Here is a 7,410-nt window from a genome sequence, read left to right on the forward strand (position 1 = left end):
CGGTCCGCCATTTAAATTTACAGTCCTTAACTCTTACTCATTTCTCAATAAGAAAACCTCAAATTATATACTTCTTGAGATGTCTGACTTATTTCTGTCATATTTCTTCTATACGCTTGCTTTTGAAACAATCAAAAGGAGATAGAAATGAACGAATATGAAGAAGAAGTATTGGATTCCGGATGGCTGGAATATGACGATGAAGAGTTTGAGGACGATGCTGTTGAGATGTAACAGCATTGCCTTCTATATTCCCCTCCAGCTAATTATCCCCGCTTTTATTAATACCACCCACGATAAAACTGCTTGAACTAGACGAATCTACGTCAATCGCTATTCATACCTTAATACCTTCAGTTCATATAGTTTTTTATATCTGTGAAATAGGTCCGGGCAGCGTTACATATCCTTTCTTTTTTAAACGTGTGCTTCCTTGGTTATCAACTAAACTGATTTGTAGTTTTAGATTTATTGGGTGCGCAATTTCTATGCGCATCTTAACGAGGTAGTTATGGGGTTTAGAAAGTCAGATTCATATGAGGCTGTCTTCTTTGTTGAAAATCAGCAAGTAACGAAACATTTGATGTTCTCGGAGTTCGAGGCAATGTTAGACGGCTTGGGTGCTTTACCAGATTACGCTGATCAAGAAGCTAAAGCAGTTTATGCGGTGATTGGCAAGGATGGTACGATCCAGGCGCTGGTATTCTTCATTTTATATTTCGACGAAGATGGCAAGGCTGACGCAAGTTGGAATGTACCAATTGAACGCTTGGCTGAAGTGAGTGGTAGTGGGCCTGATTTAGGTGGCGGGCCAATACGTTTGGCTTGCCGGGGGCAGTGTTCAATTAATTGGCATTTGAACGACCTATGGGATCCTGATATGACGCCCGGGTCGAATGACTTCTTGCGACTCAAGAAAGCGGTCGAGTTGAATAAACTACGCTTTCAATTTGAGAAAGCCGAGCCGGATATCCCAGTTCTTTCACCGAGTGATCCGGTGTTGGATGACTTGGGCTTGGAAACAGAGGTTGAAAAGCGAACCAAGTTGGCTCGTTTGCTTAAGGAGCAGAGGCTAAGAATTCGTACTCTGGAGTCTAGTCGTGAGCAAAATGTTGATTTTGGAGATCGTGAACAGAAAATTATTCTGCATGCTTATAAGAATGAAATTCAAGAGCTTAAGCAAACGAATGAACAGCTTAAGCTGATAAACGAAAAACTAAAGCTCAAGCTAGGTAAGCGAAATGATCAGTTCTTAAAGCTTCAGGATCAGGTCAGTGATCAGTCAGATCTAGTTTCGAAACTGGAGACTCGCTTAAAAGGTGCGTCTGCGGGTGACAAGGAGCGCTTGGAGCGTCAGAAAATGGAGGCTGAAATGGTTCTCCTGAAGGAGCAGTTAGATCGCAAAGATTTAGATCTTGCTTATCGAGAGGAACGTGAGGAGCAGCTGCGATCTGAGCTTGAGGAATTGAGTGAGTCTCGTGGCGCTAGCAGCACCAATGAAGGTATGTTTGACCGCCTGAAAGCGTTGGATGTGGTCTACGTTGCCTACCACCCGGGTGCTGGGCATATCACCATGACGGCGAGTGAAATTCGTGATTATGTTGATAACCCAAACGCTTTCGTAGCGGCAAAATGTTATGTCACGGAGGAGCAGTACCTAGCTTGGTTAGAACACTTTGATCAGCCAATTTGCCAGCATGCCGAAGGCGTAGGTCAAGTTTGCGGAAAGAGTGTAAGCAAGGTTAGCGCACCGGGTGATTTTCAGGAAGGAGTGAGTGACATGTGTGAGAGTCATAAAGGTTATGCTGGCTAATAATAAAACTACTGCTGAGTTGGGTGTGCAATTTGATGTACTACCCGAAGTTCACTCCTTTCCTCTGGAGATTGCGAAAGATCAGCTAGTGACCCTGGACTGTCTGCGTCTCGATAAAGTACATCCTTTTATATCGGGGAACAAATGGTACAAGCTAAAGCATCATTTACTAGCGGCTGTCGCGGCGGGCAAATCACAAATTGTAAGTTTTGGTGGTGCCCACTCAAATCATTTGCATGCCTTGGCTTATGCCGCAAATCAATTGAATCTGGACTCTGTCGGTATTGTTCGAGGTGAACCACACGGCGATTTGACACCTACTCTGCAGGATTGCGAAAAGTGGGGGATGAAGATTCAATGGCTTGATCGTGAAACGTATCGTCACACTGCTTCTAACACTACACCTGATATGTATAAAGAGGCAATGCCCGAAGCCTGGGTTGTTCCTGAAGGTGGTGCAGGTAGACAAGGCACGCTAGGAATCGAAAGTTTATTTAATACCTTGCATCATGCGGGGCAACTTAACTATGACTTGATAGCTTGTGCTGTGGGCTCAGGCGCAACCTTGGCAGGGATTGCTCAGGCAAATATTGGTCGAGCCCAGTGTGTTGGATTTTCTGCACTAAAAAATGCTCACGACCTGGAGCATCGCGTAGAGCGGCAGTTATCAGGTGCCAGTAGGGTTAACCCTTGGAGAATATGTCATCACTATCATTTCGGTGGCTTTGCCAAAATCAATAGTCGTCTGACGGAATTTATTTCTGATGTTTATGATGAGCATGGTTTGGTTCTAGACCCTGTTTATACAGGAAAGATGATGTATGGGCTGGCGGAGTATATTCATCAAGGAAGAATCCAGGCGGGAGCGCGAGTATTAGCTGTTCATACTGGCGGGCTACAGGGCTGGCGTGGATTTGGTGAATCCTATCAGCGTTTCCTGTCTTCATAGACAATCTCATGTTCAAATCTCTGAATTGTCGTGAGAACGGTATTCAGGCTGTAAGTCTGGAGTCTGTTAATTTATTATGTGCTTAGTGTCGGCCGGTGTAGTATTGGCTAATGTAGAGTGCTTCTTGAAGCGATCGTCCTCTCTCATATATATCACGCTATTACATAGTATAAGGGTTAGTTAAGGTATGGATCATTTTCGTAATATCGGTTTGATTGGTCGTATGGGCAGTGCCCAGGTCATAGAAACGATGCGTCGTTTAAGAAAATTTCTGGTTAATGAAGGTTATTATCTAATCATTGAAGAAAATATCGGTGCTTTAATTCCCGGGCATGGTTTGCAGGTTTCCAGTGTCAAAATGATGGGGGAAATGTGTGATCTGGTGATCGTAGTGGGTGGTGATGGAAGTTTGTTGGGGGCTGCTCGAGAGTTAGCTAAATCAAATGTTCCTTTGTTAGGAGTAAACCGTGGCCGATTAGGTTTTTTGACTGATGTGTCACCAACTGAGTTGGAATCGAAAGTAAAAGAAGTGCTTTCAGGGCAGTATATTCAGGAAAGACGCTTCCTGCTAGATGTTCATGTTAAGCGAAATGGCGAGCCGGTTGGCTTTGGTACCGCATTGAATGACATCGTTCTTCACCCGGGTAAGTCAACTCGTATGATCGGTTTTGACTTGTTTATTGAGGGTCAGTTTGTCTACAGTCAGCGTTCAGATGGTTTGATTGTTTCGACACCAACTGGGTCAACAGCTTACTCTTTGTCGGCCGGTGGGCCTCTTTTGCACCCTAAACTCGATGCAATCTCATTAGTTCCAATGTTTCCTCATACGCTCAGTAGCCGTCCAATCGTTGTTGACGGTAAAAGTGAGATTAAAATTGTGATTGGTGAAGGTAATGAGATTTACCCGCAGGTCAGCTGTGATGGTCAGCATCACATCCCTGTTGCGCCTGGCGATGCAGTATACATAAGTAAAAAACCACATAAAGTGCGTTTGATTCACCCTACCTCTCATAACTTCTATGAAACCTGTAGAGAGAAATTAGGCTGGGCCAATAACCTGATAAGTAGTTAATAGATGGCATTTGTTAAGAAAAAAGTTAAGCAAGGCTATGACCTGATTGGTGATATTCATGGTTGTGGTAACTCCCTTGAACGTCTGTTGAAAAAGATGGGTTATGAGAACAAGCAAGGTTGCTACCGTCATCCGCAACGCAAAGTGATTTTTGTGGGTGATATTGTTGATAGAGGCCCTCGAATTCGAGAAGCTCTGCATATTGTAAAAGACATGGTCGACCAATCGCAGGCCGAAATTGTCCTGGGCAATCACGAATACAATGCAATGTGTTACTGCACAGAGGGTCGTCAAGGTAGTGGCATGCAGTATTTGCGCGAGCACAACGCTCGTCATCACAGACTTATTCGAGAGACCTTGGAGCAGTTTGATGCTCATCGCTCCGAATGGCACAAGTTTCTATCGTGGTTTCATGAAATCCCTCTTTTTATTGAAAAAGAAGACTTCCGAGTGGTTCATGCTTGTTGGGATAGTTTAGCGATTGAACGTTTAAAATCTTATTCCCCAGACCATTGCATTAGTATGGACTTTTTGCACGAGTCTGCGGTCTCTGGTTCTTTCGCTAGCCGAATTATTGACAAGTTAACTCGCGGTACCGCATTGGAGCTGCCAAACGGTGAAACCATTCTAGGCAAAGATGGCTTGGCGAGAAGCATGTTTCGCACAAAGTTCTGGAGTGATGATCCCCAGATATACAATGATGTTGTCTTTCAACCCGACCCACTGCCGCCAGAAATGGCTGAGCGTCCTTTGTCGGCGATAGAGAAGCAGCAATTACTGACCTACCCAACAACAGAGGCGCCCGTATTTGTGGGTCATTACTGGATGTCTGGTGAGCCAGAGCCTATTCAATGCAATATTGCTTGCCTGGATTATAGCGCGGTGAAATATGGCCAGCTGGTGGCTTACCGAATGGATGGCGAGAGAGTCTTGAGTAAAGACAAGTTTGTGTCGGTGGACGTTACCCGGACATGAGTCGCATACCACCCATTCCACTAGACTTGGATCTTTCGGACTTTAGTCAATGGCTCCATTTTCAGGGCGTGGCCCATCGAGTCATTGAAAATCAGGGTGAACAAGCTTTGATTCTAGATGATGAAGGCTATGAGGAGCAGGTCTTGAGTGCGCTTGAACGCTACATGACAGAACCTCAGTATCGTAGTGGCCTAGCTGAGCAGCTTGATAAAATGCAGGACCAGCATCGGCGTCGTGAAGTGTTTCGTAAGCCGAGGGACCTGGTGGCATACACGAGGGCTAAACCAAGCCAAGCTCCTGTGATTTTTACACTTATCTTTGTTAGTGTGGCTTTTGCTTTTCTAACCGACTTTGGTAAAGGCGGTGCGCTGCTTAGATCTTTTTTGATCGTTGATCCCTTTAATTCCGGTTTGGATATGAACTCAGTCAGTGGGCGCTGGAATGCAATGCTTGATGTGCTTATCAGCGGCCAGGTCTGGCGCTTGGTTACGCCGGATTTTATCCATTTCAACGTCATGCACATCACCTTCAACCTGTTAATGTTGTGGGTGCTTGGTGGCCAGCTGGAAATGCAAAAAGGTTCCGTTTCGTTTATTGCCTTGACGATGTTTGTTTCCATTATTTCAAATATTGCTCAGCTTCTCGAAACTGGGTACTTCTTCGGTGGTTTGTCGGGAGTGGTATATGGTTTGGTAGGTTATTGCTGGTTATGGAAGATGTTTGATAAAAACATCTTTTTCCCTAATGTATTGTTAAAGTTTAGCTTGGTCTGGCTACTGCTTGGTTATACGCCTGTCACTGAGTGGTTGGGTTGGGGGAGAATGGCTAATGCCGCACACCTGTATGGCCTATTGTCGGGTCTGGTTTGGGCGGCAATTACCCTGTATGTGAATGAGCGTGTTATAGAAAAGAAAGTATAAAAAAACTCCGTTATCCACCGGGCCAAATGTTTTGGCCCGAGGTTAACGGAGTTCACATATGTATGTGTAGAGATGAGAGAGACCAAGTTGATTTCCGGTGAAAGGTAATCGCTCTAAAGTAGAGTGATTGCGCTTCGCTGGGAACTCAACTTATGCAAATGATAATTGTTATCATTTGCATTGTCAACCACTGAGCTTGATCTTTTTTGTTTATTCTTGAGTAGCGTTACAGGGATTGATATTCTCGCTAGCTTGTTACAAATTCTTGAGTGCATGCTATGGCACTCAAAGTTCTTCTAGGATTAACTTATGAAGTTTGAAGATGCTGCTGAATCCATTCCTAAAGAAATTTACGAAAAGTTCAAGCAAGCGATAGAGTTGGGAAAGTGGCCCGATGGCCGGACCCTCTCTCGTGAGCAAAAAGAAATATGCCTTCAGGCGGTCATGCTTTATGAAGTAAAACATGGACTCGATGAAAGCAATCGAACCGGCTATGTTGATACAACGAAAAAGACCTCCCCATGCGGGCCAAAAGACGATAGTGATGATGAGTCGACTATCCGTATATTGCACTAACAAAGAAGACGATTAATGAATCAAGTTGCATCAGGTCATTTAAGTAAAATGACAGTGAGTCAGGGGAACCCGGTAAGTTACACCTTGAACTTTGGTGATACAAAATGCAATCCTGCAGATTATCTTGGCAAGAAATTACGCTTTCGTTCTAACGGCGAGATTCGCTGTTTTCATTGTCAGAAGCGTACCAACAAGAGCTTTAACCAAGGTTACTGTTATCGATGCTTTACCAAGTTGGCCCAGTGTGACCGCTGTATTATGAGCCCTGAGCTTTGTCATTATGCACAAGGTACCTGCCGTGAGCCGGAATGGGGTGAAACACACTGTATGCAGGAGCATATAGTTTATTTGGCGAATTCAACTGGTTTGAAAGTCGGGATTACCCGTCATAACCAGGTGCCTACCCGCTGGATAGATCAGGGTGCCATTGCTGCATTGCCTATATTCTCAGTTAAGTCCCGACGACTTTCCGGTTTGCTTGAAGTTATGCTGAAAGAGTGGGTGGCGGACAAAACTAATTGGCGGAAAATGCTGAAGCATGAGGTCGTTGATATAGATCTTTTGGTTGAACGTGACCGTCTAATGGAACTGGCTCAGGATAAGTTGGCCGAGCTTGATGAGCAATTCCCCGGTGAGATTACTGCTTTGACTGAGCAGGATGTATGGGAATTTGAATACCCACACTTATCTTGGCCAGAAAAGGCTAAAACCTTTAATTTTGATAAACAAGATGAGGTGGAGGGGACCTTAATTGCCATTAAAGGGCAATATATGATTCTCGATACCGGTTGCTTAAATATTCGAAAATTTACGTCCTACGACGTCTCGCTAGACGTCGAGTAAGACATATACTTGGAAAGCATGCATGAGTGAATCAGCAAAGACGATATACCTCAAAGACTATCTTGAGCCTGCGTTTAAGATTACGTCACTTGATTTAACCTTTCAGTTATTTGAAAACGGAGCGTTGGTAAAAGCCAGGCAGCTTATCGAGCGAGTCGCTGGCCGTGAAGGCGAGGCGCTGTCACTAAATGGTGAAGACCTTGAGCTGAAAAGTATAAAGTTAGATGACCGTGAGCTGGAAGAGAGTGAATACCTTCTAGAT

Annotated in this window: 8 protein-coding genes; all 8 read left to right on the forward strand. The window is 44.4% G+C overall.

The annotated features are described in order from the left end of the window. Positions 1–511 precede the first annotated feature (511 nt). On the forward strand, positions 512–1,813 hold the full coding sequence (locus A3757_RS15155; protein ID WP_068553198.1) for a hypothetical protein: 1,302 nt from the start codon (positions 512–514) through the stop codon (positions 1,811–1,813). Further along, positions 1,803–2,762 carry a 1-aminocyclopropane-1-carboxylate deaminase/D-cysteine desulfhydrase gene (locus A3757_RS15160; protein WP_068553196.1) on the forward strand — a complete coding sequence of 320 codons (960 nt, stop codon included), beginning with the start codon at positions 1,803–1,805 and terminating at the stop codon, positions 2,760–2,762. Before A3757_RS15155 ends, A3757_RS15160 begins: the two co-directional genes overlap by 11 nt. 187 nt (positions 2,763–2,949) lie before the next feature. After that, complete coding sequence (locus tag A3757_RS15165; RefSeq protein ID WP_068506818.1) at positions 2,950–3,834, forward strand: NAD(+) kinase; 885 nt, start codon at positions 2,950–2,952, stop codon at positions 3,832–3,834. A gap of 3 nt (positions 3,835–3,837) precedes the next feature. Next, complete coding sequence (locus tag A3757_RS15170; RefSeq protein WP_068506816.1) at positions 3,838–4,809, forward strand: metallophosphoesterase; 972 nt, start codon at positions 3,838–3,840, stop codon at positions 4,807–4,809. Then, positions 4,806–5,729: a rhomboid family intramembrane serine protease gene (locus tag A3757_RS15175; RefSeq protein ID WP_068506814.1), complete on the forward strand. Its 924-nt coding sequence runs from the start codon at positions 4,806–4,808 to the stop codon at positions 5,727–5,729. Before A3757_RS15170 ends, A3757_RS15175 begins: the two co-directional genes overlap by 4 nt. 309 nt (positions 5,730–6,038) lie before the next feature. Then, on the forward strand, positions 6,039–6,305 hold the full coding sequence (locus A3757_RS15180; protein WP_068506813.1) for a YeaC family protein: 267 nt from the start codon (positions 6,039–6,041) through the stop codon (positions 6,303–6,305). A gap of 15 nt (positions 6,306–6,320) precedes the next feature. Then, positions 6,321–7,148, forward strand: a complete 828-nt coding sequence (locus A3757_RS15185) for a DUF2797 domain-containing protein (protein ID WP_068506812.1) — start codon at positions 6,321–6,323, stop codon at positions 7,146–7,148. A 22-nt stretch (positions 7,149–7,170) separates the two neighbouring features. Then, positions 7,171–7,410 (forward strand): hypothetical protein (locus tag A3757_RS15190; RefSeq protein WP_156506338.1); only part of this gene is annotated, 240 nt, incomplete at its 3' end.

The sequence above is a fragment of the Oleiphilus sp. HI0117 genome (genome assembly GCF_001635235.1).